This is a genomic window from Leifsonia xyli, assembly GCA_001647635.1.
In the GTDB taxonomy this organism is placed as follows: Bacteria; Actinomycetota; Actinomycetes; order Actinomycetales; family Microbacteriaceae; genus Leifsonia; species Leifsonia xyli_A.
Genome location: CP014761.1, coordinates 3,102,270 through 3,125,933, shown reverse-complemented (window position 1 = coordinate 3,125,933; position 23,664 = coordinate 3,102,270). Strand labels below are relative to the sequence as shown.

The following is a 23,664-nucleotide window of genomic DNA, read 5'->3' as shown; positions in this document are numbered from 1 at the left end:
GGTGCCTTCCGTCAGAGCACGATGTGCATGGCGCGGGCCGCGTCGGTGATCGACCCCGACAGCGACGGGTAGACCGTGAAGGCGCGGGCGACCTGGTCGACGGTGAGCCGCTGCTCCACAGCGAGCGCGAGCGGGAAGATCAGCTCGGACGCCCGCGGCGCCACGATCACGCCGCCGATGACGGTGCCCGACCCGGTGCGCGCGAAGAGCTTCACGAAGCCGTCGCGGATGCCGAGCATCTTGGCGCGCGGGTTGGACTTGAGCGGCAGCTTGTAGATGTCGCCCTGCGCGATGCCCTCCTCGATCTGCTTCTGGCTCCAGCCGACCGTGGCGATCTCGGGCTGGGTGAAGATGTTGGAACTGACGTTGCGGAGCTCGATCGGGTTCACGGCGTCGCCCATCGCGTGGAAGACGGCGGTGCGGCCCTGCATCGACGCGACGGACGCGAGCGGCAGCGAGTCGGAGCAGTCGCCTGCGGCGTAGATGTTGGGGATGGAGGTGCGCGCGACCCGGTTGACACGGATGTGGCCCGACGGCGTCACCTGCACCCCCGCCTCCTCCAGCCCGATGCCGGCGGTGTTCGGCACGGAGCCGACCGCCATGAGGCAGTGCGAGCCCTCGATCGTGCGGCCGTCGGTCAGTGTGGCGACCACGCCGTCCTCGGTGCGGACCACCGACTCCGCCCGCGACTTCGACAGCACCTGCATGCCGTTGCGGCGGAACACGTTCTCGATCACGGCCGCGGCATCGGCGTCCTCGCCAGGGAGGACCTGGTCGCGCGACGAGATGAGCGTCACCTTGGAGCCCAGGGCGTTGTACGCGGACGCGAACTCGGCGCCGGTCACACCGGACCCGACCACGATCAGGTGCGACGGCACGGTCTGCAGGTCGTAGAGCTGGGTCCAGGTGAGGATGCGCTCCCCATCCGGCACCGCCGACGGCAGGATGCGCGGCGTCGCGCCCACGGCGACGACGATGGTGTCGGCCTCGATGCGATCGAAGTCGGTGCCCGAGTCGCCCCTGCCGGTGGACACGATCACGGCGCCGGCGCCGTCGAGGCGCCCCTCACCGGTCACGATGCGGACGCCGGAGCGCACCAGCTCGGCCCGCATGTCCTCCGACTGCTGTCGCGCGAGGCCCACCAGCCGCTTGTTGACCGCCGCCAGGTTGACGGCGATCTCGGGCCGCACCGGCTTGCCGGTCTCGCCGCGCGAGAAGAACTGCACGCCGAGGTCGGTCGCCTCGCCGATGGAGTTGGTGGCCTCGGCCGTCGCGATGAGGCTCTTCGAGGGCACGACGTCGGTGATGACGGCGGAGCCGCCCACCCCGGAGCGCTCCACGATGGTCACGTCGGCTCCCAGCTGGGCGCCCGCGAGCGCCGCCTCGTACCCGCCGGGACCTCCGCCGAGCACGGCGAGCCGCTGCTTGCGCTCGAATTCATACGACATGCCGACCATTCTTCCGTATGGGATGCACCGATGCGCATCCCGGACGGCCGCTGTGGACAACCGGCGGCTCAGTAGAGTTGGGGCATGTCGGATTCCTTCACGAACCCCCTCGACGACCCCGCCGCCGACCCGTTCGAGATCGCGCGCGAAGCCGCCTCGCAGCTGGCTGAGAAGACCGGTGTGCAGCGCCACGACATCGCCCTCACTTTGGGGAGCGGATGGGGCAAGGCAGCGGACCTGATCGGCGAAACCGTGGCGACCGTCCCGGCCACCGAGATCGTCGGTTTCAGCAAGCCCGCCCTGGAGGGCCACGTCGGCACCCTGCGTTCCGTCCGCCTGGCCAACGGCAAGCACGCTCTGGTCATCGGCGCGCGCACCCATTACTACGAGAACCACGGCGTCCGCCGTGTCGTCCACAGCGTGCGCACCGCGGCCGCAGCCGGAGCGACCACGATGGTCCTCACCAACGGCGCCGGCGGGATCAAGGACCACTGGAAGCCCGGCACGCCGGTGCTCATCAGCGACCACATCAACCTGACGGCCGACTCCCCCTTGGAGGGCGCGACCTTCATCGACCTCACGGACCTCTACTCGCAGCGCCTCCGCGACCTCGCGCGCACCATCGAACCGTCGCTCGACGAGGGCGTGTACACGCAGTTCCGCGGCCCGCACTACGAGACGCCGGCCGAGGTCCAGATGGCGAAGGCGATCGGCGGCCACATCGTCGGCATGTCGACCGCCCTCGAGGCGATCGCGGCGCGTCAGGCCGGGATGGAGATCCTGGGCATGTCGCTCGTCACCAACCTCGCCGCGGGCATCCAGAAGACCCCGCTGAGCCACCAGGAGGTCATCGAGGCCGGCCGCGCCGCCGAGCCGGTGATCAGCGCCCTGCTCGCCCAGATCGTGGAGGCGCTGTGACCGACACGACGAAGGACACCCCGCAGCTGCTCGCCGACGCCCGCGCCTGGCTGGCGCAGGACCCCGACCCGGAGACCCGCGAAGAGCTCGAGTCGCTGATCGTCGCCGCGGAGGCGGGCTCCGCCGAGGCCATCGCCGACCTCCACTCGCGGTTCGACGAGCGTCTCGCCTTCGGCACCGCCGGACTGCGCGGCGCGATCGCCGCCGGCCCCAACCGGATGAACCGCGTGCTGGTGGCCCAGGCCGCCGCCGGGTTCGCCCGCTGGCTCCTCGAGCACGCTGAGGGCGGCACGCCGTCGGTCGTGATCGGCTACGACGGCCGCAAGAACTCCGACGTCTTCGCCCGCGACACGGCAGAGCTGATGGCGGGCGTCGGCGTGCACGCGATCCTGCTCCCCCGCCTCCTGCCGACCCCGGTGCTGGCCTTCGCCGTCCGGCACCTGGACGCGAGCGCGGGCGTCATGGTGACCGCCAGCCACAACCCGCCGAACGACAACGGGTACAAGGTCTACCTGGGCGGCGAGGACCACGGCTCGCAGATCGTGTCCCCGGTGGATGCGGAGATCGCCGCGCATATCCTCGACGTCGCGCAGGGCAGCGTGGCAGACCTCCCGCGCTCCGACCGGTACGAGGTCGCGTCCGACGACGTGGAGCAGGCGTACATCGACGCCACCGTCGCCGTCGCGGCCACGGAGACTCCGCGGGACGCCGTGTCGTTCGTGTACACCGCCATGCACGGCGTCGGATGGCGCACAGCACGCGAGGTCTTCGCCCGCGCGGGCTTCGCCGAGCCCACCCCGGTGACCGCACAGATCGATCCCGACCCCGCGTTCCCCACGGTCGCGTTCCCGAACCCGGAGGAGCCCGGCGCGATGGATCTGTCCTTCGCCGCCGCGCGGGAATCCGGCGCCGACCTGGTGATCGCCAACGACCCCGACGCCGACCGGCTCGCCGTCGCCATCCCCGACCCGTCGAGCACGGACGGCTATCGCCGGCTCTCCGGCAACGAGGTGGGCGCGCTGCTCGGCTGGCGCGCCGCCGAGCTCGCCGAGGCGCGGGCGGACGACCGCGGGCCGATCGGCACGCTGGCCTGCTCGATCGTCTCCTCCCCCGCCCTCGCCGCCGTCGCTCGCGCCTACAAGCTGGACTTCGCGGACACGCTGACCGGCTTCAAGTGGGTCTCGCGGGCACCGGGTCTCATCTACGGCTACGAGGAGGCCCTCGGCTACCTCGTGAACCCCGAGACGGTGCGCGACAAGGACGGCATCTCGGCCGCCGTCGCGTTCCTCGACCTGGCGAACGGCCTGGCCGCCGAGGGGATCAGCGTGGCCCAGCGCCTGGACGCCTTCGCCGAGCGCTTCGGGTTCTTCGCCAGCGACCAGGTCTCGCTGCGCGTCACGGACCTGTCGCGCATCGGCGAGATCATGGCGGCGCTGCGGTCCACCCCGCCGAGCCACCTCGGCGAGGTGAAGGTCGCGCAGATCGACGACCTGAAGGACGGCTTCGGCGGCCTTCCGCCGAGCGACGTGCTGCGCATCCTGCTCGAGGACGGCTCCCGCGTCATGGTCCGCCCGAGCGGCACCGAGCCGAAGCTCAAGATCTACATCGACGCCTCGAGCGACGAGGGCAGCCTGGAGGAGCGCCGCGCGACCGCGACCTCCCGCGTGGCCGCCCTCGCCGAGGCGATGCGACTGCTGACCGCCTGAGGTTCGGCCACGGCTCAGGCCGTCACGGTGCGCGGCGTGCGCGCGAGGTATCCGAGCAGGAACACCGGGAGCGCCGCGACCGTGACGACCGCGCCGGCGAGCGGGACCGCCACCGCTCCCCCGGCGGCCAGCGCCAGCGTCCCGATCGGCGGCGCGACGGCGATGCCGACGTACATCGCGGTCGAGTACCACGACAGGGCGAGCGCGGCGCTGCCCGGTTCGACGTGAACGAGCCGATGCTGCACCGGGATCGCGATCGCGAAGGCCGCGACGCCCCAGACCGCGAAGACGACGATGGTCGCCGCAAACGACGCCTCGGAGAACGCCAGCACGACGAGCGTGAGCGCCTGGGCGCCGAGCGCGATCAGCGCGACCGGACGGCTGCCGAAGCGGTCGGTGAGCGGTCCGGCGATCGCATTCCCCGCGACCCCGGCGACGCCGTATGCCAGCAGCAGCACCGCGAGCAGCGTCCCCGACCCTCCGGTGGACGCGTGGGTCACCGCCGCCGAGAAGATGTACACGATGTTGAACCCGGCGATCATGAGCAGGGTCGTCCCGAGCGGTGCGACGATGCGCAGGTCGGCCAGCGGGGCGAGCCGGCGCTTGAGCGTCACCGCCGGCGGAACGGGCACATCCCGTACCACCAGCGGGATGGCGACCACGAGAACGGCGGCGATGCCGACGATGCACCACAGTGCGAAGCGCCAGCCCGCCATACCGCCCAGCGCGGTGCCGAGCGGTGAGCCGACGGCCGTCGCGAGGGTGAAGCCGGCGCCGACGATGGCGAGCGCCTGCCCGCGCTTCTCCGGACGGGCGAGGGATGCGGCGGCCGCGGTCGCCGTCGGGACGAGGGCCGCTCCCCGAGGCCGGAGAAGGTGCGGCCGGCGATGAAGACCCCGAGGTCGGGCGCCAGCGCGGAGACGGCGGTGCCGAGGGCGAAGATCCCGAGCCCTGCGGCCATGAGGGTGGCCCGCGGGACGCGCGGGAGAAGGATGGAGACCGCGGGGGCGGCGACGGCGACGACGAGCGAGTAGCTGGTGATCGACCAGCTGACCTGCGTCGCGGTGGCGCCCAGACCGGCGGCGACGCGCGGCAGCAGCCCGGCGATCACGAACGCGTTCGTGCCGACGGCGAAGAGGCCCAGAGCGAGCACGAGCAAGGCCGGGAGGGTCTTGCGGTAGGATTGTTCGACGAACGTCATACCGTTACGGTACGACTATTGTTCGATGGTTGTCAAACAATTTGTGGTGAGCATGACCGACTACCCCAGCCCCGACATCCAGGACGTGCAGCTCGTCGACGTCCTGCGTGCGGTCGGCGACCCCATCCGGCTCCAGATCGTCCGTGTCCTGGCCGACGGCAGGCCGCACCCCAAGACGCTCACCGAGTGGGGTGTCGACGTGCAGAAGTCGACCATGGCGCACCACTTCAAGACGCTGCGCGAGGGCGGCGTCACCCGCACCATCGTCAGCGGCCGGACGCACGAGATCCAGCTGCGCAGGGACGAGCTCGACCAGCGGTTCCCCGGCCTGATCGAGGCGCTGCTGCGCGGTTAGCCGAGGGCTTCGTCGAGCTTCTGCTCGAGTTCTTCGAGGTCGAAGTAGTTGTGCACGACGATGACGTCGGCATTGGTCTTTCCGATGCGGTCCACCAGCTCCGGCGAGGTGAGCACGACCTGCGCATCCGCCGCCGCCTCGCCGATGTGGGCCGCGTCGGACGCGGTCACGTCGGCGTCGATCCCGAGCCGGTCGAGCACGCGCTCGGCGTTCACCTTCAGGATGCCGGAGGTGCCGACTCCCACGCCGCAGATCGCGACGATCTTCACCGCGACGCCTCTTCTTCGCTCAGCGTGAGGATGCGCTGCACGTCGGCCACGTCGGTCGCCGCGGCCAGCGCCGGGATCGCCTCCGGGTCGTTGAAGACATTCGCCAGCTCGGCGACGCTCGTCACGTGCGCCTCGGGCGTCGAGACCGCGAGCCCGAGCACGACCGACACCGGGTCGTTGTGCGGGTGACCGAAGACGACCGGGTCGTCGAGGGTGACGACCGACAGGCCGTCAGTGTTCACGTCGGGCCCGGGGCGCGCGTGCGCCAGTGCGAGACCGGGCGCGATCACGATGTAGGCGCCGAACTCCTCGATCACCTGGATCATCCGCTGCGCGTAGCCCTGCTCCGTCGCTCCCGAGCGGGCCAGTGCCTCACCGGCCAGCTCGACCGCCTGACGCCAGTCGTCAGCGTGCGCGCCGACGGTGATGGCGGAATCAGGCAGCGGTGGCAGTGACATATTTCTACAGTAGCGCCCGGGGGTCTACGAACCCTCGAAACCTGCTGTGATGATCTCGGCCAGTTCCTCACGCTCCTCGAGCGGGAGGAAGGCGCCGGCCGCGGCGTTGAGCTGGAAGATCTCCAGGTCGGTGCGGTCGTAGGCGAAGGCGTCGGCCAGGATGCTCATCTCGCGCGTCAGCGTGGTGCCGCTCATCAGGCGGTTGTCGGTGTTCACGGTGACCCTGAAGCCCAGCTGGTAGAGCAGGTCGAACGGGTGGTCGAGGATGTCGTCGCCCCAGGCCGCGATGGCACCGGTCTGCAGGTTGGAGGTCGGGCTCGTCTCGAGCGCGATCTCGCGGTCCTTCACCCACTGGGACAGGTTGCCGAGCGTGACGTAGGTGTTCTCGTCGTCCTGGCGCTCGATCGTGATGTCCTCCGCCAGGCGCACGCCGTGGCCGAGACGCAGGGCGCGCCCGTCGAGCAGCGCGCTCCGGATGCTGTCGAGGCCGTCCGCCTCGCCCGCGTGCACGGTGGCGGGGAAGAACTGAGCGGCCAGGTAGTCGAACGCCGCGCGGTGGTTCGAGGGCGGGAAGCCCGCCTCGGGACCGGCGATGTCGAAGCCGACCACGCCGCGGTCGCGGTGGCGGACGGCGAGCTCGGCGATCTCCAGCCCGCGGTCGTTGTGCCGCATGGCCGTGACCAGCTGGCCGACCCGGATGCGCCCACCGGCGTTCCGGACGTCCTGAATGCCCTGCTCGACGCCCTCCTGAACGGCCTCGACGGTCTCGTCGAGAGTCAGTCCGCGGCTGAGGTGCTGCTCGGGCGCCCAGCGGATCTCGCCGTACACGACGCCGTCGTCGCCGAGGTCCTGGACGAACTCGCGGGCGACGCGGCTGAGACCCTCGCGGGTCTGCATCACAGCGGTGGTCAGGTCGAATGTCTTCAGGTACTCGACCAGGGAGCCCGAGTTCGACTTCTCGGCGAACCAGCGGCCGAGCTCGGTCGCATCCTGCGCCGGCAGCTCCAGGCCGATCTCGGCGCCCAGCTCCAGCACCGTCGCCGGCCGGAGGCCGCCGTCGAGGTGGTCGTGCAGGGAGACCTTGGGCAGCGGACGGATCTCGGTGCCGTCGGCCAGCGCGTACTCGTTCCAGGCGTCGCTCATGAGTTCAACCCTACCGGGGCGGTCGGGGCGGCGTCTGCCGCCTTCCCGCCCGCTCGGCGGCCCCTTAGTAAAGGATCGCGACCTAACCTTTACTAACGGGATGCGTTGGACAAGGTTAGGCGATGCGGTCGGCGATCAGCGGGCCGCGCTCGAACGCGGTGCCCGTCGGCGCGATGCGGTAGGCGCCCTCCAGCGCCTCGAGCGCGCGCTCGAAGCGGGCGGGCTCGTCGGCCGAGAGGGTGAACAGCGGCTGGCCCTTGCGGACGGTGTCGCCGGGCTTCGCGTGCAGGTCGATGCCCGCTGCGTGCTGCACCGGGTCCTGCTTGCGGGCGCGGCCGGCGCCGAGGCGCCACGCGGCGATGCCGAACGGCAGGGCCTGCTGCTCGACCAGGATGCCGTCCTCGTCCGCCACGACCGTGTGCGTGTCCGTGGCGACCGGCAGCGGGGCGTCGGGGTCGCCGCCCTGCGCTCGGATGACCTCGCGCCACTTGTCCATCGCGCGGCCATCCTTGAGCGCCGCCTCGACGTCCTCGTCCGGACGTCCGGCGAGAGTCAGCATCTCGCGTGCCAGCGCGACGGTCAGCTCGACGATGTCGGCCGGCCCCCCGCCGGCGAGGACCTCGACCGACTCACGGACCTCGTTCGCATTGCCGATGGTGAGGCCCAGGGGGACGTTCATGTCCGTCAGCAGCGCGGAGGTGGCGACCCCCGCGTCCCGGCCCAGCTCGACCATCGTGCGGGCGAGCTCGCGGGACCGCTCGATGTCCTTGAGGAACGCGCCCGAGCCGAACTTCACGTCGAGGACGAGCGCGCTCGTCCCCTCGGCGATCTTCTTCGACATGATCGAGGATGCGATCAGCGGGATGGCCTCGACCGTCCCTGTGATGTCGCGCAGCGCGTAGAGCTTGCCGTCCGCCGGCGCCAGGCCCGAACCGGCGGCGCAGATGACGCCGCCCTCGTTCTGGAGCTGGGCGAACATCTCCGCGTTGCTGAGGCTCGCGCGCCAGCCCGGGATGCTCTCCAGCTTGTCCAGCGTGCCGCCGGTGTGGCCGAGTCCGCGGCCGGAGAGCTGCGGCACCGCGACGCCGAAGGTCGCGACCAGCGGCATCAGCGGCAGGGTGATCTTGTCGCCCACGCCGCCGGTGGAGTGCTTGTCGGCGGTCGGCTTGCCGAGGCCGGAGAAGTCCATCCGCTCGCCCGACGCGATCATCGCGAGCGTGAGGTCCTTGATCTCACGGCGCGTCATCCCGTTGAGGAAGATCGCCATGGTCATCGCCGACATCTGCTCATCGCCGACGTAGCCGCGCGTGTACGCGTCCACCAGCCAGTCGATCTCGGCGGTGCTGAGCTCGCCGCGGTCGCGCTTGGTCCTGATCAGGTCGACGGCGTCGAACGCCTCGACCTCTCCTGCAAGGTCGCTCACGAAGGTGTTCCTGTTCAGTCGTTCTCGTGCTCGGCCGCGTAGGCGGCGAGCTGGCGCGGCCCGAACGCGTCGGGCAGCACCTGGTCGATGGTCCGGATGCCGGAGACGGTCTCCAGCAGCATCCCCTCGGCCGAGTGCTCGTAGAGCAGCTGTCGGCAGCGGCCGCACGGCATGAGCGTCGCGCCGTCGCCGTCGACGCAGGTGAAGGCGACGAGGTGGCCGCCGCCGGTCATCGCGAGCGACGACACGAGTCCGCATTCCGCACAGAGCGTCACGCCGTAGCTGGCGTTCTCGACGTTGCAGCCGCTGACGATGCGTCCGTCGTCGACGAGCGCGGCCGCTCCCACCGGGAAGTTCGAGTAGGGGGCGTAGGCGCGGTGCATCGCGTCGGTCGCGGCGGCGCGCAGGGCCTCCCAGTCGATGGAGTCGGCGTTCGGGAGGTCGGTCATGATTTGATGTACGGCTTTCCGTCGGCGGCCGGGGCCCGCGAAAGGCCGACGAGGCCGGCGACCGCGAAGATCGTGACGACGTAGGGCAGCATCAGCATGAACTCGCTCGGGACCGGCGAGCCGATGATGCCGAGCACGTTCTGCAGGTTCGACGCGAAGCCGAACAGCAGGGCCGCGAGGGTCGCACGGATCGGGTCCCAGCGTCCGAAGATGACGGCCGCGAGGGCGATGAAGCCCTGGCCTGCGGTCATCTCCTTCGAGAACGCGCCCACCGAGCCCAGCGTGAAGTACGCGCCGCCGAGGCCGGCCACGGCGCCCGCGAGCGAGACGTTCCAGAACCTCGTGCTGTTGACGTTGATGCCCACGGTGTCCGCGGCCTCCGGGTGCTCGCCGACCGAGCGGAGGCGGAGGCCCCAGCGGGTCTTGAAGAGGCCGAACCACACGGCGAAGACCGCGATGTACATGAGGTACTCGATGATCGTCTGGCGGAACAGCACCGGGCCGATGATCGGGATCTCGCTGAGCACCGGGATCGGCCACTCCGGCAGGCGCGGCGGGTGGTTGAGCAGCTGCGGGTTGCCCGCGAGCACCTGGGAGTACAGGAAGCTCGTGAGGCCGGTGACGAGCACGTTCAGCACGACGCCGACGATGACCTGGTCGACCAGGTACTTGATCGAGAAGGCGGCGAGCACGAACGAGACGAGCACGCCCGCGACGAGCGCGGCCAGCAGGCCGACCACCCAGCTGCCGGTGAGCGTCGCGGTCATGGCCGAGACGAAGGCGCCGGCGAGGAGCTGACCCTCGATGGCGACGTTGACCACGCCGCCGCGCTCGGAGATCACACCGCCCAGGGCGCCGAAGACGAGCGGCACCGAGAGGCTGATCGTTCCGAGCAGCAGGCCGGTGACCGGGACGGGCAGCTCGCCCGATCCGGCCCAGGCGAGGAAGCCGAACATGAACAGCAGGGCGAAGACGATGACCAGCCAGATCGGCGTCTTCTGCGCGCGGTACGAGTACCAGGCGCTCAGCGCCGTCAGGATGACGAGCAGGATCGTGACGATCACGGTGGTCGCGAACGTGTCGACGGTGAGGTTGGCGATCCGGATCGCGTCCGACTTCTCGGAGAACCGGAAGGTGCTCTGGCCGTGACGGGCGAAGCCGAAGAACAGCACCAGGCTGATCACGACGAAGACCGCGAGCGCGATCGGCGCCTTCCAGGAGCGGATCTCCGCCTTCTCGAGGACGATCGGCGAGGAGTCGGGGACGACGGGGGCGGTGGTGCTCACTTGGCCTCCACCTCCTTCGTGACGATGGGACGCGGTCTCCGGGGCGCGCTCCCCGGGGTCGGGAGACGGAAGATCGCGCGCACCAGCGGCGGCGCCGCGACGAACAGCACGATCAGCGACTGCAGGATGAGGATGATGTCGATCGGGATGTCGTTGGCGGCCTGGATGGTGTAGCCGCCGGCCTTGAGCGCACCGAACAGCAGACCGGCGATGAACACGCCCCACGGCCGCGACCGGCCCAGCAGGGCGACGGTGATGGCGTCGAAGCCGATGCCCGCATCCACGCCCGAGCTGATGCCTTGCGGGAACACACCGAGCGCCTGGCTGGCGCCGGCGATGCCGACGAGGCCACCGGCGATGAGCATCGCGTACAGGTAGATGTTCTTGACGTTGATACCCGCGACCCGTGCTGCATTCGGGTTCTCGCCGACGGCGCGGAAGCGGAAGCCGAGGCTGGAGCGGTTGATCAGCCACCAGACGAAGACGGTCGCGGCGATGACGACGACGAACGCCCAGGTCAGGTTGTACTGCTCGCCGAACAGCGGCGGGAAGATCGCATTCGCCTTGACCGCCGGCGCCTTCGGGTTGTTCGAGCCCGGCGCCTGGAGCAGTCCCTGGGTGCGCAGCATGTAGGCGATCAGATAGAACGCGATGTAGTTGAGCATGATCGTGACGATCACCTCGTGGGCACCGGTCCGCGCCTTCAGCGCTCCGACGATACCGGCCCAGATCGCGCCGCCGACGATGCCCGCGACGACCGCGAGCACCAGGTGGATCACGGGCGGCAGGTTGAACGAGAACCCGACCCACGCGGACGCCGCCGCGGCGATGAGGATCTGGCCCTGCGCACCGATGTTGAACAGGCCGACGCGGAACGCCAGCGCGACACCGAGGCCGCTGACGATCAGCGGGGTGGCGAACGTCAGCGTCTCGGTCAGCGGACGGATGCCGGCCGCGAACGACGGGCGGCGGAAGTTGTAGATCGCGCCCTGGAACATCGAGACGTAGGCGTTCGACACCGAGGTCCAGATCGCCGAGAACGTGTCGCCCGGGCGGGCGAAGAAGTATCCGGCTGCGCGCTGCACACCGGGGTCGGTGATCGCGATGAGGATCGCGCCGACGATCAGCGCCAGCACGACGGCCAGGATCGAGATGATCACCGGGCCGCCCATGATGTCGCGGATCGCCTGGTTCCAGCGCGAGTCGTCCTTGTCGCCGGCGGGCGCGGGGGCCGGCGTCTGCGGGTTCACGGGCTGGGCCGGCGCCGTGTCGGTCCCGGTCATGCTGCTGCTCCTGCCTGCTCCGGCGTCTCGCCGGCCATCATGAGGCCGAGGACGTCGCGAGACGTGTTCCCCGGCACGATTCCTACGATGCCGCCGCGGTACATCACGGCGATGCGGTCCGCGAGCGCGGCGACCTCGTCGAGCTCGGTCGAGACGACGATGACGGGCACGCCCGCATCCCGGGTCTCGACGATGCGCTTGTGGACGAACTCGATCGATCCGACGTCGAGGCCGCGGGTGGGCTGCGCCGCGACGAACAGCCGCAGCTCGCGGCTGAGCTCGCGGGCGAGGACGACCTTCTGCGCGTTTCCGCCCGACAGCCGGCCTACCTTGGTGTCGATGGACTGGGTGCGCACGTCGAACTCGCGCACCTTCTCCTCGGCGAAGTCCTTGAGATAGGAGAACTGGATGTTGCCGCCCTTGACGAAGGGATCGCCGGTCGAGCGGTCGAGCATCAGGTTCTCCTGGATGGTGAACTCGCCGACCAGGCCGTCCTCGTTGCGGTCCTCCGGCACGAAGCCGACGCCGGCGTCGAGCACCTTGCGGACGCTGTGACCCTGGATGGGCGTGCCGTCGAGCAGGATCTCGCCCTGGACACGCGGCTGGAGGCCGATGATCGCCTCGGTCAGCTCGGTCTGCCCGTTGCCCTGCACCCCCGCGATCGCGAGGATCTCTCCCGCGCGGACCTCGAAGCTCACGTTGTTGACGACGATCTGGCCGATCTGGTCGATCACCGACAGGTCCTTGACCACGAGCGCCGGGCCGCCGGGCGTCGCCGGCTCCTTCGAGACGGTCAGCGACACCGCGCGACCGACCATCATCGACGCCATCTCGGCGTTGGTCGCGGTGGGCTCGGCCTCGCCGATCACCTTGCCGAGGCGGATGACGGTGATGCGGTCGGCGACCTCGCGCACCTCGCGGAGCTTGTGCGTGATGAAGATGATCGCCGTGCCCTGCTCCTTGAGCTGGCGCATGATCGCCATCAGCTCGTCGGTCTCCTGCGGGGTCAGCACGGCGGTCGGCTCGTCGAAGACGAGGACCTTGGCATCCTGCGACAGCGCCTTGATGATCTCGACCCGCTGCTGGACACCGACCGGCAGGTCTTCGACCAGCGCGTCCGGGTCGACGTCGAAGCCGAACCGCGCCGAGATCTCGCGCACCTTCGCGCGAGCGGCATTGAGGTCGAGACGACCGCCGAACTTCGTCTGCTCGTGGCCGAGCATGACGTTCTCGGCGACGGTGAAGACGGGGATGAGCATGAAGTGCTGGTGGACCATGCCGATGCCGGCCTTCATGGCGTCGCCGGGGCCGGAGAAGTGCTGGACGACGTCGTCCAGCAGGATCTCGCCCTCGTCGGCCTGATAGAAGCCGTAGAGCACGTTCATCAGAGTGGACTTGCCTGCGCCGTTCTCGCCGAGCAGACAGTGGATCTCGCCGGGTTCTACGGTGAGGTCGATGTGGTCGTTCGCGACCAGGGCACCGAACCGTTTGGTGATGCCGCGGAGTTCGAGCTTCATTTCGGGTGGGTTTCCTTCTCTACTCGCCCGTGAGCGAAGACAGCGCGGAACGGCTGGTGGCCTCGACGCGCCTCTTCACGATACCTGCTTGCACATTTGTCAGTGTGTGCGCAGATGAGCAGCGATGACAAGAGCGGAACGCAACAGGGAGGCCAGCCGTGGCTGACCTCCCCGTCGAGCGTTCTGTCGCTGATTACTGCTTCGGCGACGAAGGCGAGGTGACCTTGATCGAGCCGTCGATGATGCCGGCCTTGATCTTGTCTAGCTCACCCTGCAGACCCGAGTCGACCTTCGACTCGAAGTCGTGGAACGGCGCGATGCCGACACCGTCGTTCTTCAGCGTGCCCACGTACGGGGTGCTGTCGAACTTGCCCTTGGCGGCCTGGGTGACGACGTCGTTGGTCGCCGGCTTCATGCCCTTCATGACCGAGGTGAGGAGCAGGTCCTTCACGGTCGGGTCGGACTCGTAGACGTCGGCGTCGACACCGATCATCGCGATCGGCTTGCCGGAGTCCTTGATCGCCTGCGCGGCCGACTGGTAGATCGGGCCGCCGACCGGCATGATGACGTCGGCGTTCTGGTCGAGGATGCCCTGAGCCGTGTTCTTCGCGGTCTCGTTGGCGTCGAAGCCGCCGGTGAAGGAGCCGTTCTGCTTGTCGACGTCCCAGCCGACGACCTTGACCGACTTGCCCTTCTGGTCGTTGAAGTACTTCACGCCGTCGGCGAAGCCGTCCATGAAGATGGTGACGGTCGGGATCTGCATGCCGCCGAAGGTGCCGACGATGCCGGTCTTCGAGTAGCTCGCCGCCGCGTAACCCGCGAGGAACGCGGCCTGGGCGGTGTCGAAGATGATCGGCTTGACGTTCTTCGCCTGGATCTCGTTGTCGTCGATGATCGCGAAGTTCACGTCGGGGTTGGCCTTCGCGGCCTTCTCGGTGGCGTCCTTCAGCAGGAAGCCGACGGTGACGACGAGGTTGCAGTTCGCGTCGACCATGCTCTGGATGTTCGGGGCGAAGTCGTTCTCGCTCTTCGACTCGGCCGACTTCGGCGTGACGTTGAGCGACTTCGCGGCCTGCTGCAGACCCTCGTAGCCGAGCTGGTTGAACGAGTGGTCGTCGAATCCACCGGAGTCGGAGACCATGCAGGGCAGGAAGTCGCTCTTCGCGGCACCGGTCGAGTTGTCCGACGGAGCAGCCGAGCAGGCGGCGAGCAGCGACATGACGCCGACCGCCGCGAGGCCGAGGAGACCGGCCTTTCGGGCTGTGATTGACAAGGTTGTTCCTCCAAGATGCGTAAGCCTGTGCGGGTGCTCGCAGGCTTGTGCGGTTCACGTTACCGAATGTGACGAACCGCTCCGTTCGAAAATCCGGCTTCTTCATGCAAGCGTTACAAACGCTCACGCGATTGGCACGCGCTCATTCGAGCACACTGTCACCCGTTCGGGGAGGGGTGGATCAGAGCCAGCCGCGCTTCTTGAAGATGCCGTACAGCAGGCCGCTCAACCCGACCATCGCGATCACCGCCAGCGGGTACCCGAGCGGCCACTCGAGCTCGGGCATGTGGGTGAAGTTCATTCCGTAGATGCCGGCGATCAGCGTCGGCGCGAACAGGATGGCCGCCCACGACGAGATCTTCTTGACCTCTTCTCCCTGCCGGTTGCTGGAGTGCGCCAGCCGCGTCATCTCCTCGTTCTGGCGTTCGGAGACGAGCGTGGAGTTGACGGTCAGGATGTCGCGCAGCAGGTAGCGGAACCCGTCGACGCGCTCGTTCACCTGCGTGAGGTGGTCGGCGACGTCGCGCAGGCGGCGCTCCAGCTCCTGGGTGACGCCGTACTTCGCGGAGCCGCGCTCGAGCGCGAGCATCACGGCGGAGAGCGGATGCGTCGCCCGCTGGAAGTCGATCACCTCGCGCGACAACTCGTAGATGCGTCGGGAGACCAGCGCGTCCCCGCCGAACACCTGCGTCTCGATCTCGTCGATGTCGTTGGCGAGACCGGCGACGACCGGGCTGTACGCATCCACCACCGCATCGATGATCGCGTAGAGGATGGCCTGCGGACCGAGCGCGAGCAGCTCGGGCTCGCCCTCCATCCGCTGCCGGACATGCGAGAGGTCGGGCGACTCGCTGTGTCGGACCGTGATGACGAAGTTGGGGCCGACGAAGAGGTGCAGCTCGCCGAAGTCGACTTCCTCGGGCACGTCGAGGTAGTTGGCCGCCTTGAGCACGACGAACAGCACGGTGTCGTACCGCTCCAGCTTCGGGCGCTGATGGGCGACGATGGCGTCCTCGATGGCCAGCGGGTGGAGCTCGAACTCCTCCGACAGCGACATCAGCTCCTGCTCGGTCGGCCGGTAGAGGCCGATCCACGCGACGCCACCGGGAGTCCGGTCGAGCGCGGCGTACGTCTCTGCCAGCGTCGTCGGCGACGCGACGCGCACGCCGTTCGCGTAGATCGCGCTGTCGACCATGCTGCGGCGCCCGGGTGCGGGCTCCTGCGGCGCCTGCACCACCCGGGGAGACGGAGGCTCGACCCGGCGGGTGCGCGTCACGAAGGGCATCGGGATGCCGCGTCGATTCTGGTTGGCCATCGGTCACCTCCAGGGTGCTCCAGGAGCGGACGTCGCAAGCGACGGTGGACGGCCCGGATGGGCCACCTAACTGTACGCTCGCGACCCCGTCGAAGGCTGTACGCCGCTCGCGGCGGCCGCGGTGACCGCGTCCACGATGACCCGCTCGTAGTGGCCGGTGAGCTCGCGGCACACGACATCCCAGCTGCGGCCGAGCACCGCGCGGCGGCCGGCCTCCCCCATGCGCCTCCGCAGGGCGCCGTCCCGCACGAGCATCGAGACGGCCGCCCGCAACGCGCGGTCGTCGGAAGGAGGGAAGAGCAGGCCGTCGACCCCGTGTTCGACGAGGTCGATCGGGCCGCCCGCGCGCGGGGCCACCACGGGGAGCCCGGAGGCGTGGGCCTCCTGGACCGTCTGACCGAAGGTCTCCTCGGAGCCGGTGTGGACGAACAGGTTGAACGCGGCGTAGGCGGCGGCGAGGTCCTCGCCGCCGAGCCTGCCCAGCCAGTGCACGTTCACCCCGCGCAGTTCGCGAGCGACCGTCTCCCGTGCCGGACCGTCGCCCACGATCGCGACGGAGACGCCCCCGACGCCCCGCAGCGCCCGCAGCCGCTCGACCTGCTTCTCCGGCGCGATGCGGCCGACGTAGCCGACGACGGTCTCGCCGTCCGGCGACAGCCGTTCGCGGAGCGCGACCGCCGACGCCGTTCTCCTTTTATTGGGGTGGTAGCGCTCCAGGTCGACGCCGCGCCCCCACCGGCCCAGGCGACCGACGCCCGCGGTCCGGAGGTCGTACTCGCTCGCGGCCGACGGCGCGAGCGTCAGGTCGGCGCCCTCGTGCACCCACCGCACGTACTTCCAGGCGATGGCCGCCGTCATCCCGAGGCCATTGCGCCGGGCGAAGCCGGCGACGTCCGTCTGGTAGATCGCGACGGACGGGACCCCGAGCCGGTTGGCGGCGGCGATCGCCTGCGCTCCCAGGAAGAAGGGAGAGGCCGCGTGGAGGACGTCCGGCCCGAATCCGGACAGGATGCGCTGCACCTGCGGGCTCGGCAGCCCGACCGGGAACTGCCGGTAGGCGATCGACGGCACCTGATGGATGCGGAACCCCGCGTACTCGGCCGGCGCCCCCGCGTCCGGGCAGATCACGATGGCCTCGTGTCCTTCGGCCGCGAGGTGGTCCAGCACCCGCAGCACACTCGTCGTGACCCCGTTGACCGTGGGGAGGAAGCTCTCACTGACGACCGCGACCCGCATGACTCGACGCTAGGAGCGGCCGGTGTCGCGGCCGTGAACGGCCGGTGTCCGGGACCGCTCGGTATCCTTTCGGCATGACGCCGCGCAGGATCACCCAGGGCCCGCCCATCGAGCGCTTCTACAGCGTGATCCCAGCCGGAGGCATCGGCTCGCGGCTGTGGCCGCTGTCGCGGGCGGACGCGCCGAAGTTCCTCCACGACCTCACCGGCTCCGGCCAGACGCTGCTCCGCGACACCTGGGACCGGCTCGTGCCGCTCTCCGGCGAGCAGCGCATCATGGTCGTGACGGGACGCGCCCACCGGGCCGCCGTCGAGCAGCAGCTCCCGAGGCTGGCCGACCCGAACGTCGTGCTCGAGTCCGAGCCGCGCGACTCCACCGCGGCGATCGGGCTGGCCGCCGCGATCCTCGAGCGCCGCGAGCCCGGCGTGATCATCGGCTCCTTCGCGGCCGACCATGTCATCCACAACCTCCCCCTGTTCCAGGCGGCGGTGCGCGAGGCCGTGGCCGCGGCACAGGCGGGCTACATCACCACGGTGGGCATCCGCCCCACCGAGCCGGCGGTCGGGTTCGGCTACATCCACTACGGCGACCGGCTCGAGGTGGAGGGAGCGCCGAGCGCGCTGACCGTCGACTCGTTCAAGGAGAAGCCGGACCTCGAGACGGCTGAGCGCTACCTCGAGAGCGGCGACTATCTCTGGAACGCGAGCATGTTCATCGCCCGCGCGGACCGCCTGCTGGAGGAGATCGGCCGCAACAAGCCGCGCCTCCTGGAGGGGCTGATCGAGCTTGCCGAGGCCTGGGACGACCCGGCGACCCGCGGCCCCGCCGTCGACCGGATCTGGCCCGAGCTCGAGAAGATCGCGATCGACTACACGGTCGCCGAGCCCGCCGCGGCGGCCGGACGTCTCGCGGTCATCCCCGGCTACTTCGACTGGGACGACGTCGGCGACTTCGCCTCGCTCGCCAAGCTCAACTCCGGCGGCCGCAAGTCGGACCTCGCGATCCTCGGCGAGAACGCCCGCGTGCTGTCGGACGCGTCGAGCGGCATCGTGGTCAGCCAGAGCGGGCGCGTCATCAGCCTGATCGGCGTGAAGGACATCGTCGTCGTCGACACGCCGGACGCGCTGCTGGTCACCACGAGCGAGAACGCGCAGCGGGTGAAGTCGGTGGTGGACGCGCTGAAGATCACCGGGTCGACGGACGTCCTCTAGCCGGGGGCGTCAGTCGACGACAGACGGCCCGTTCTGGATGCCGTGGGCGTGCCGCGAGATCTCCTCGTCCGAGACCTGCAGCCCGGCCTCGTCGAAGCGCTGACGCAACAGCCGCTCGGCGTCCTCCTGAGGGCGGAGCTGGGCATCGGCGCGCACCTGCTCCACGATGCCGGCGACTTTCGACTCGTCCGTGGCCTCGGTGCTCCCGTGCATGATCGGTTCGTCCTGTGTCATGCGGTGGACGGTACGCCGCGCGTCCCGCCCCGTCGAGAGCGGGTTATCTCGACATCGAGATAACTGAGGACACCCTAAGAGGCGACATGGACGGTCCCGGCATAGACTTGCGCTGCGCTCGATGCGCCCATGAAGCGATCCGCAACCAGGGAGGGTTGTCCCGTGTCCACTCAGACGACAGGGACGCTGCAGCCGGCCAAGACCCGGCCCGGCGGCACTCTGTACCGAGGCCGCGAGGGGATGTGGTCGTGGGTCCTCCACCGCATCACCGGCGTCGCCATCTTCTTCTTCCTTCTCGTCCACATCCTGGACACGTCGCTCATCCGCGTGAGCCCCGAGGCTTACAACGCGGTGATCGGCACCTACAAGAACCCGATCATGGGGCTCGGCGAGATCGCCCTCGTCGCGGCCATCGTGTTCCACGCCTTCAACGGCCTGCGCATCATCCTGATCGACTTCTGGAGTAAGGGCGTCAAGTACCAGAAGGTCATGTTCTGGATCGTGCTGGCGCTGTGGGTCATCCTCATGGCGGGCTTCGTGCCCGTGCAGCTCGTGCACATCTTCTCGGAGGTGAACTGACGTGACGACCATCGAAGCGCCGCGCACCCCCGCCGCCCGCACCTCCCGCGGCAAGAACTGGGAGAAGTGGGGCTGGATCTACATGCGGTTCTCCGGGCTGCTGCTCGTGATCCTCATCTTCGGCCACCTGCTCATCAACCTCGTCCTCGGCGACGGCGTGAAGCAGATCGACTTCGCGTTCGTGGCGGGCAAGTACGCCACCCCGTTCTGGCAGGTCTGGGACCTCCTGATGCTGTGGCTCGCGCTGATCCACGGCGGTAACGGGATGCGCACCCTCGTGAACGACTACGCGTACAACCGGATCGTCAACCGCGTGCTGAAGTGGGCCATCCTCGCCGCGGTCGTCGTGCTGCTCGTGCTCGGAACGCTCGTGATCTTCACGTTCGACCCCTGCCCCGCGGGCGCCGCGGCGGCCGACCTGCCGTCCTTCTGCCCGGCACGCTGATCCTTCGACAACGGAAGACCTGTGACAACGGAAGCTACTGAATCGACCGTCATCGACGGCGTCCACTACCACGAGTTCGACATCGTCATCGTCGGCGCCGGCGGCGCCGGGATGCGCGCGGCGATCGAGGCGGGCCCGCACGCCCGCACGGCCGTCATCTCGAAGCTCTACCCCACCCGCTCCCACACCGGCGCGGCGCAGGGCGGCATGGCCGCGGCGCTCGCGAACGTCGAGGAGGACAGCTGGGAGTGGCACACCTTCGACACCGTCAAGGGCGGCGACTACCTCGTCGACCAGGACGCGGCCGAGATCCTCGCCAAGGAGGCCATCGACGCGGTCATCGACCTCGAGAACATGGGCCTGCCGTTCAACCGCACGCCCGAGGGCAAGATCGATCAGCGCCGCTTCGGCGGTCACACCCGCGACCACGGCAAGGCGCCGGTGCGCCGGGCCTGCTACGCGGCCGACCGCACGGGCCACATGATCCTGCAGACGCTGTTCCAGAACTGCGTCAAGCTCGGCATCAACTTCTTCAACGAGTTCTACGTCCTCGACGTGATCATGAACGAGGTCGACGGCGTCGAGCAGCCCGCGGGCGTCGTCGCGTACGAGCTGGCCACCGGCGAGCTGCACGTCTTCCACTCGAAGGCGATCATCTTCGCAACCGGCGGCTTCGGCAAGATCTTCAAGACCACCTCCAACGCGCACACGCTCACCGGCGACGGCGTCGGCATCATCTGGCGCAAGAAGCTTCCGTTGGAGGACATGGAGTTCTTCCAGTTCCACCCCACCGGCCTCGCCGGGCTCGGCATCCTCCTGACCGAGGGCGCCAGAGGCGAGGGCGCGATCCTCCGTAACGCGTCCGGCGAGCGGTTCATGGAGCGCTACGCCCCCACCATCAAAGACCTGGCGCCCCGCGACATCGTCGCCCGCTGCATGGTCCAGGAGGTCGCAGAGGGTCGCGGCGCCGGCCCGCACAAGGATTACGTGCTCCTCGACTGCACCCACCTGGGTGCCGAGGTGCTCGAGACCAAGCTCCCCGACATCACCGAGTTCGCCCGCACCTACTTGGGCGTGGACCCGGTCGTCGAGCCGGTGCCGGTCATGCCGACCGCCCACTACGCGATGGGCGGCATCCCGACCAATACGGCCGCCGAGGTGCTGCGCGACAACACCACCGTCGTCCCCGGCCTGTACGCCGCCGGCGAGTGCGCCTGCGTCTCGGTGCACGGCTCCAACCGCCTGGGCACCAACTCGCTGCTCGACATCAACGTGTTCGGCAAGCGCGCGGGCAACAACGCGGTCGAGTACGTCAAGACCGCCAAGATCGTCCCGCTGCCGGAGGACCCGGCCGCCGGCGTCCGCGGCATGATCGACGAGCTCCGCACCTCGACCGGCACCGAGCGGATCGCCGCGATCCGCAAGGAGCTGCAGGACGAGATGGACCGGAACGCCCAGGTGTTCCGCACCGACGAGTCGCTCGCGAAGGTCACCGAGACCATCCACCAGCTGCGCGAGCGCTACCGCAACGTGCAGGTGCAGGACAAGGGCAAGCGGTACAACACCGACCTGCTGGAGGCCGTTGAGCTCGGCTTCCTGCTCGACCTCGCCGAGGTCGTCGTCTACTCCGCGCGCAACCGCAAGGAGTCACGCGGCGGCCACATGCGCGACGACTTCCCGAAGCGCGACGACGAGAACTACATGAAGCACACCATGGCCTACCTCACCGGCGACCCGCACTCGTCGGACGCGGCAGACCACATCACGCTCGACTGGAAGCCCGTCGTCGTGACCCGCTACCAGCCGATGGAGAGGAAGTACTGATGTCGAACGCCGTGCTCGAGACTCCGCCGGCCCCGAAGCGCCGGTCGAGTCCTTCACCGTGACCCTGATCATCCGCCGCTTCGACCCGGATGTGGACACGGAGCCGCGCTGGCAGGACTTCGACGTCGAGCTCTTCCCGACCGACCGCATCCTGGACGCGCTGCACAAGATCAAGTGGGAGCAGGACGGCTCGCTGACGTTCCGCCGCTCGTGCGCCCACGGCATCTGCGGCTCGGACGCCATGCGCATCAACGGCCGCAACCGCCTCGCCTGCAAGACGCTGATCAAGGACCTCGACATCTCGAAGCCGATCTACGTCGAGGCGATCAAGGGCCTGCCGCTCGAGAAGGACCTCATCGTCGACATGGAGCCGTTCTTCGAGTCGTACCGCGAGGTGCAGCCGTTCCTGGTCGCCAACTCCAAGCCCGAGAAGGGCAAGGAGCGCGTGCAGTCGGTCGCCGACCGCGCCCGCTTCGACGACACCACCAAGTGCATCCTCTGCGCCGCGTGCACCTCGTCCTGCCCGGTGTTCTGGACCGACGGCCAGTACTTCGGCCCGGCGGCCATCGTCAACGCGCACCGCTTCATCTTCGACTCGCGCGACGACAACTCGCAGGTGCGCCTGGACATCCTCAACGACAAGGAGGGCGTGTGGCGCTGCCGCACGACCTTCAACTGCACTGACGCGTGCCCCCGCGGCATCCAGGTGACGCAGGCGATAGCCGAAGTCAAGCAGGCCATCATGCGCGGACGCCGCTGAGCGGTTCCGCCGATCGACCCCGAGCCCGGGCGCGCTGAGCGCCCGGGCTCGCGTCGTATCCGTGCGCGTGCCGCGTCGCTATCCTGACGGCGTGGCCAAGAAGTCCAGACCCGCGCCGGTGGTGCCCGACCCCGAGCTCCAGCGCGCCGAGGGGGATGTGCCTCCCGAGCACACGCTCAAGGAGCGCCTGATGGAGCGGGCTGACCCGCTCCGGAAGCGGCTGCAGAAGCCGGTGGCCCGGGTCTCCGGCTGGGCGAAGTGGGTGGAGGCGCTGCGGCCGTACCGCGTCTACATCAACTACTCGCACTCGGACGGAAACCTCCGCGCCGCGGGGATCGGCTACCAGTCGCTGTTCGCCGTCTTCGCAGCGGTCTGGCTGGGCTTCTCCGTCTTCAGCGTCTGGCTGGGCAACGACGAGCGGCTCTTCAATGCGATGGTCGCGCTCGTCAACCGCGCCGTGCCCGGTCTGATCTCGAGCGGGTCCCAGGAGGGGATCATCTCGCAGGATCAGCTGGAGTCTGCGACATCCTTCGGCTGGACGGGCGTCATCGCCGCCGTCGGTCTGATCTGGACCGCCATCGGCTGGCTCTACTACACGCGCCAGGCGGTCCGCGCCGTGTTCGGTCTCTCGCGCGACACGACGAACTACGTGTTGCAGAAGATCCGCGACTTCGGCCTCGCCCTGATCTTCGGAGTCCTGTTCGTACTGTCGGCGCTGCTCAGCATCCTGAGCACCCAGGCGCTCACCCTGCTGCTCGAGTGGGCGGGTCTCAGTTCCGACTCCTTCTGGACGACCGCCGCCTACCGGTTCTCAGGCCTTCTCGTCTCGGTCGCGCTGAACATCGTCACGCTGGGCGCCATGTTCCGGGTCATGTCGCGCGTGTTCATACCGTGGCGCAACCTCGCGTTCGGGGCGTTCCTGGGTGCGGCCGCGCTCGCGGGGCTCAGCGCGCTGGGCGGCCTGCTGCTCGGATACACCTCCAAGAACCCGCTGCTCGCGTCCTTCACCGTCTTCATCGGTCTGCTGCTCTGGTTCAACCTCATTTCGAAGGTGATCCTGCTGTCCGCCTCGTGGATCGCGGTCGGGATGTTCGACAGCGGTCTGTCGCCGCGCCTGATGACGGAGGAGCAGCGCGAGGCGGAGCAGGCGGCAGCCGAACACGAGGCGCGGGTCCTGGTGGCGAAAGCCGAGCTGTCGGATGCCCGGGACGAGCTGTCCCGCGCGAAATGGTTCGCACGGTTCCCGGCGCAGCGCCGCGTCGAGAAGGCGGAGGGGCGGCTCAACGACCTGCTCGACGCCGGAACCGCTGTCGGCGCCCGCCGGTAGGCTG

At 69.2% G+C, this 23,664-nt stretch carries 21 protein-coding genes and 2 pseudogenes; 9 read left to right on the top strand and 14 right to left on the bottom strand.

Annotated elements, in window-relative coordinates; genetic code table 11:
• Window positions 1-11 precede the first annotated feature (11 nt).
• Window positions 12-1,448 carry a flavoprotein disulfide reductase gene (locus tag A0130_15345; protein ID ANF32850.1) on the bottom strand — a complete coding sequence of 479 codons (1,437 nt, stop codon included), beginning with the start codon at window positions 1,446-1,448 and terminating at the stop codon, window positions 12-14.
• 84 nt (window positions 1,449-1,532) lie between these two features.
• On the opposite strand from A0130_15345, the gene A0130_15340 reads away from it, so the two are divergent.
• Both A0130_15340 and A0130_15335 read left to right on the top strand, forming a co-directional pair.
• Window positions 1,533-2,366 (top strand): purine-nucleoside phosphorylase, encoded by an 834-nt coding sequence (locus tag A0130_15340; GenBank protein ID ANF32849.1) that lies wholly within the window; start codon window positions 1,533-1,535, stop codon window positions 2,364-2,366.
• Complete coding sequence (locus A0130_15335; GenBank protein ID ANF32848.1) at window positions 2,363-4,072, top strand: phosphomannomutase; 1,710 nt, start codon at window positions 2,363-2,365, stop codon at window positions 4,070-4,072. Before A0130_15340 ends, A0130_15335 begins: the two co-directional genes overlap by 4 nt.
• A 14-nt stretch (window positions 4,073-4,086) precedes the next feature.
• Here A0130_15335 and A0130_15330 read toward each other — a convergent pair.
• Window positions 4,087-5,273, bottom strand: a pseudogene (locus A0130_15330) (hypothetical protein).
• A 52-nt stretch (window positions 5,274-5,325) separates the two neighbouring features.
• Between A0130_15330 and A0130_15325 the strand changes: the two are divergent.
• The gene (locus A0130_15325) at window positions 5,326-5,628 is read left to right on the top strand and encodes a transcriptional regulator (protein ANF32847.1); all 303 of its coding nucleotides are present in this window, start codon (window positions 5,326-5,328) and stop codon (window positions 5,626-5,628) included.
• Here A0130_15325 and A0130_15320 read toward each other — a convergent pair.
• From A0130_15320 to A0130_15270, 11 genes are all read right to left on the bottom strand, one after another.
• Window positions 5,625-5,897: a PTS ascorbate transporter subunit IIB gene (locus A0130_15320; protein ID ANF32846.1), complete on the bottom strand. Its 273-nt coding sequence runs from the start codon at window positions 5,895-5,897 to the stop codon at window positions 5,625-5,627. The genes A0130_15325 and A0130_15320 overlap by 4 nt on opposite strands.
• Complete coding sequence (locus tag A0130_15315; GenBank protein ANF32845.1) at window positions 5,894-6,355, bottom strand: PTS ascorbate transporter subunit IIA; 462 nt, start codon at window positions 6,353-6,355, stop codon at window positions 5,894-5,896. The genes A0130_15320 and A0130_15315 overlap by 4 nt, the downstream gene beginning before the upstream one ends.
• A 24-nt stretch (window positions 6,356-6,379) precedes the next feature.
• Window positions 6,380-7,498, bottom strand: coding sequence for an adenosine deaminase (locus A0130_15310; protein ANF32844.1), 1,119 nt, complete (start codon window positions 7,496-7,498; stop codon window positions 6,380-6,382).
• 115 nt (window positions 7,499-7,613) lie between these two features.
• On the bottom strand, window positions 7,614-8,921 hold the full coding sequence (locus A0130_15305) for a thymidine phosphorylase (protein ANF32843.1): 1,308 nt from the start codon (window positions 8,919-8,921) through the stop codon (window positions 7,614-7,616).
• A gap of 14 nt (window positions 8,922-8,935) precedes the next feature.
• Window positions 8,936-9,370: a cytidine deaminase gene (locus A0130_15300; protein ID ANF32842.1), complete on the bottom strand. Its 435-nt coding sequence runs from the start codon at window positions 9,368-9,370 to the stop codon at window positions 8,936-8,938.
• The gene (locus tag A0130_15295) at window positions 9,367-10,656 is read right to left on the bottom strand and encodes an ABC transporter permease (protein ANF32841.1); all 1,290 of its coding nucleotides are present in this window, start codon (window positions 10,654-10,656) and stop codon (window positions 9,367-9,369) included. Before A0130_15295 ends, A0130_15300 begins: the two co-directional genes overlap by 4 nt.
• On the bottom strand, window positions 10,653-11,939 hold the full coding sequence (locus A0130_15290; protein ANF32840.1) for an ABC transporter permease: 1,287 nt from the start codon (window positions 11,937-11,939) through the stop codon (window positions 10,653-10,655). Before A0130_15290 ends, A0130_15295 begins: the two co-directional genes overlap by 4 nt.
• The gene (locus A0130_15285; protein ID ANF32839.1) at window positions 11,936-13,456 is read right to left on the bottom strand and encodes a heme ABC transporter ATP-binding protein; all 1,521 of its coding nucleotides are present in this window, start codon (window positions 13,454-13,456) and stop codon (window positions 11,936-11,938) included. Before A0130_15285 ends, A0130_15290 begins: the two co-directional genes overlap by 4 nt.
• Window positions 13,457-13,649: 193 nt before the next feature.
• Window positions 13,650-14,729 (bottom strand): hypothetical protein, encoded by a 1,080-nt coding sequence (locus A0130_15280; GenBank protein ANF32838.1) that lies wholly within the window; start codon window positions 14,727-14,729, stop codon window positions 13,650-13,652.
• A gap of 181 nt (window positions 14,730-14,910) precedes the next feature.
• Window positions 14,911-16,044, bottom strand: a complete 1,134-nt coding sequence (locus tag A0130_15275; protein ID ANF32837.1) for a transporter — start codon at window positions 16,042-16,044, stop codon at window positions 14,911-14,913.
• A gap of 66 nt (window positions 16,045-16,110) precedes the next feature.
• Window positions 16,111-17,280 carry a glycosyl transferase gene (locus tag A0130_15270; protein ANF32836.1) on the bottom strand — a complete coding sequence of 390 codons (1,170 nt, stop codon included), beginning with the start codon at window positions 17,278-17,280 and terminating at the stop codon, window positions 16,111-16,113.
• 74 nt (window positions 17,281-17,354) lie between these two features.
• Between A0130_15270 and A0130_15265 the strand changes: the two genes are divergently transcribed.
• Window positions 17,355-18,491, top strand: coding sequence for a mannose-1-phosphate guanylyltransferase (locus A0130_15265; protein ANF32835.1), 1,137 nt, complete (start codon window positions 17,355-17,357; stop codon window positions 18,489-18,491).
• 9 nt (window positions 18,492-18,500) lie between these two features.
• Here the strand turns inward: A0130_15265 and A0130_15260 are convergent, their stop codons facing one another.
• Window positions 18,501-18,725, bottom strand: coding sequence for a hypothetical protein (locus tag A0130_15260; protein ID ANF32834.1), 225 nt, complete (start codon window positions 18,723-18,725; stop codon window positions 18,501-18,503).
• A 240-nt stretch (window positions 18,726-18,965) separates the two neighbouring features.
• Here A0130_15260 and A0130_15255 point away from each other — a divergent pair, with 240 nt between their 5' ends.
• The 5 genes and pseudogenes from A0130_15255 (at window position 18,966) to A0130_15235 (ending at window position 23,660) form a co-directional block, all read left to right on the top strand.
• A complete protein-coding gene (locus A0130_15255; GenBank protein ID ANF32833.1) occupies window positions 18,966-19,304 on the top strand; it encodes a succinate dehydrogenase, cytochrome b556 subunit in 339 nt (112 codons plus the stop codon).
• Between the two features lies 1 nt (window position 19,305).
• Complete coding sequence (locus A0130_15250; GenBank protein ANF32832.1) at window positions 19,306-19,749, top strand: succinate dehydrogenase; 444 nt, start codon at window positions 19,306-19,308, stop codon at window positions 19,747-19,749.
• Window positions 19,750-19,770: 21 nt separating this feature from the next.
• Window positions 19,771-21,573, top strand: coding sequence for a succinate dehydrogenase flavoprotein subunit (locus A0130_15245; GenBank protein ID ANF32831.1), 1,803 nt, complete (start codon window positions 19,771-19,773; stop codon window positions 21,571-21,573).
• Window positions 21,573-22,333, top strand: a pseudogene (locus A0130_15240) (succinate dehydrogenase iron-sulfur subunit). Before A0130_15245 ends, A0130_15240 begins: the two are co-directional and overlap by 1 nt.
• A 91-nt stretch (window positions 22,334-22,424) precedes the next feature.
• Window positions 22,425-23,660, top strand: a complete 1,236-nt coding sequence (locus A0130_15235; GenBank protein ID ANF32830.1) for a hypothetical protein — start codon at window positions 22,425-22,427, stop codon at window positions 23,658-23,660.
• Window positions 23,661-23,664: the final 4 nt, after the last annotated feature.

Bases quoted from the DNA above. Each gene is read 5' to 3' on its own strand.
- A0130_15345 (ANF32850.1), bottom strand. From the start codon at position 1,448: ATGTCGTATGAATTCGAGCGCAAGCAGCGGCTCGCCGTGCTCGGCGGA.
- A0130_15340 (ANF32849.1), top strand. From the start codon at position 1,533: ATGTCGGATTCCTTCACGAACCCCCTCGACGACCCCGCCGCCGACCCG.
- A0130_15325 (ANF32847.1), top strand. From the start codon at position 5,326: ATGACCGACTACCCCAGCCCCGACATCCAGGACGTGCAGCTCGTCGAC.
- A0130_15315 (ANF32845.1), bottom strand. From the start codon at position 6,355: ATGTCACTGCCACCGCTGCCTGATTCCGCCATCACCGTCGGCGCGCAC.
- A0130_15310 (ANF32844.1), bottom strand. From the start codon at position 7,498: ATGAGCGACGCCTGGAACGAGTACGCGCTGGCCGACGGCACCGAGATC.
- A0130_15300 (ANF32842.1), bottom strand. From the start codon at position 9,370: ATGACCGACCTCCCGAACGCCGACTCCATCGACTGGGAGGCCCTGCGC.
- A0130_15290 (ANF32840.1), bottom strand. From the start codon at position 11,939: ATGACCGGGACCGACACGGCGCCGGCCCAGCCCGTGAACCCGCAGACG.
- A0130_15285 (ANF32839.1), bottom strand. From the start codon at position 13,456: ATGAAGCTCGAACTCCGCGGCATCACCAAACGGTTCGGTGCCCTGGTC.
- A0130_15275 (ANF32837.1), bottom strand. From the start codon at position 16,044: ATGGCCAACCAGAATCGACGCGGCATCCCGATGCCCTTCGTGACGCGC.
- A0130_15270 (ANF32836.1), bottom strand. From the start codon at position 17,280: ATGCGGGTCGCGGTCGTCAGTGAGAGCTTCCTCCCCACGGTCAACGGG.
- A0130_15265 (ANF32835.1), top strand. From the start codon at position 17,355: ATGACGCCGCGCAGGATCACCCAGGGCCCGCCCATCGAGCGCTTCTAC.
- A0130_15260 (ANF32834.1), bottom strand. From the start codon at position 18,725: ATGACACAGGACGAACCGATCATGCACGGGAGCACCGAGGCCACGGAC.
- A0130_15255 (ANF32833.1), top strand. From the start codon at position 18,966: ATGTGGTCGTGGGTCCTCCACCGCATCACCGGCGTCGCCATCTTCTTC.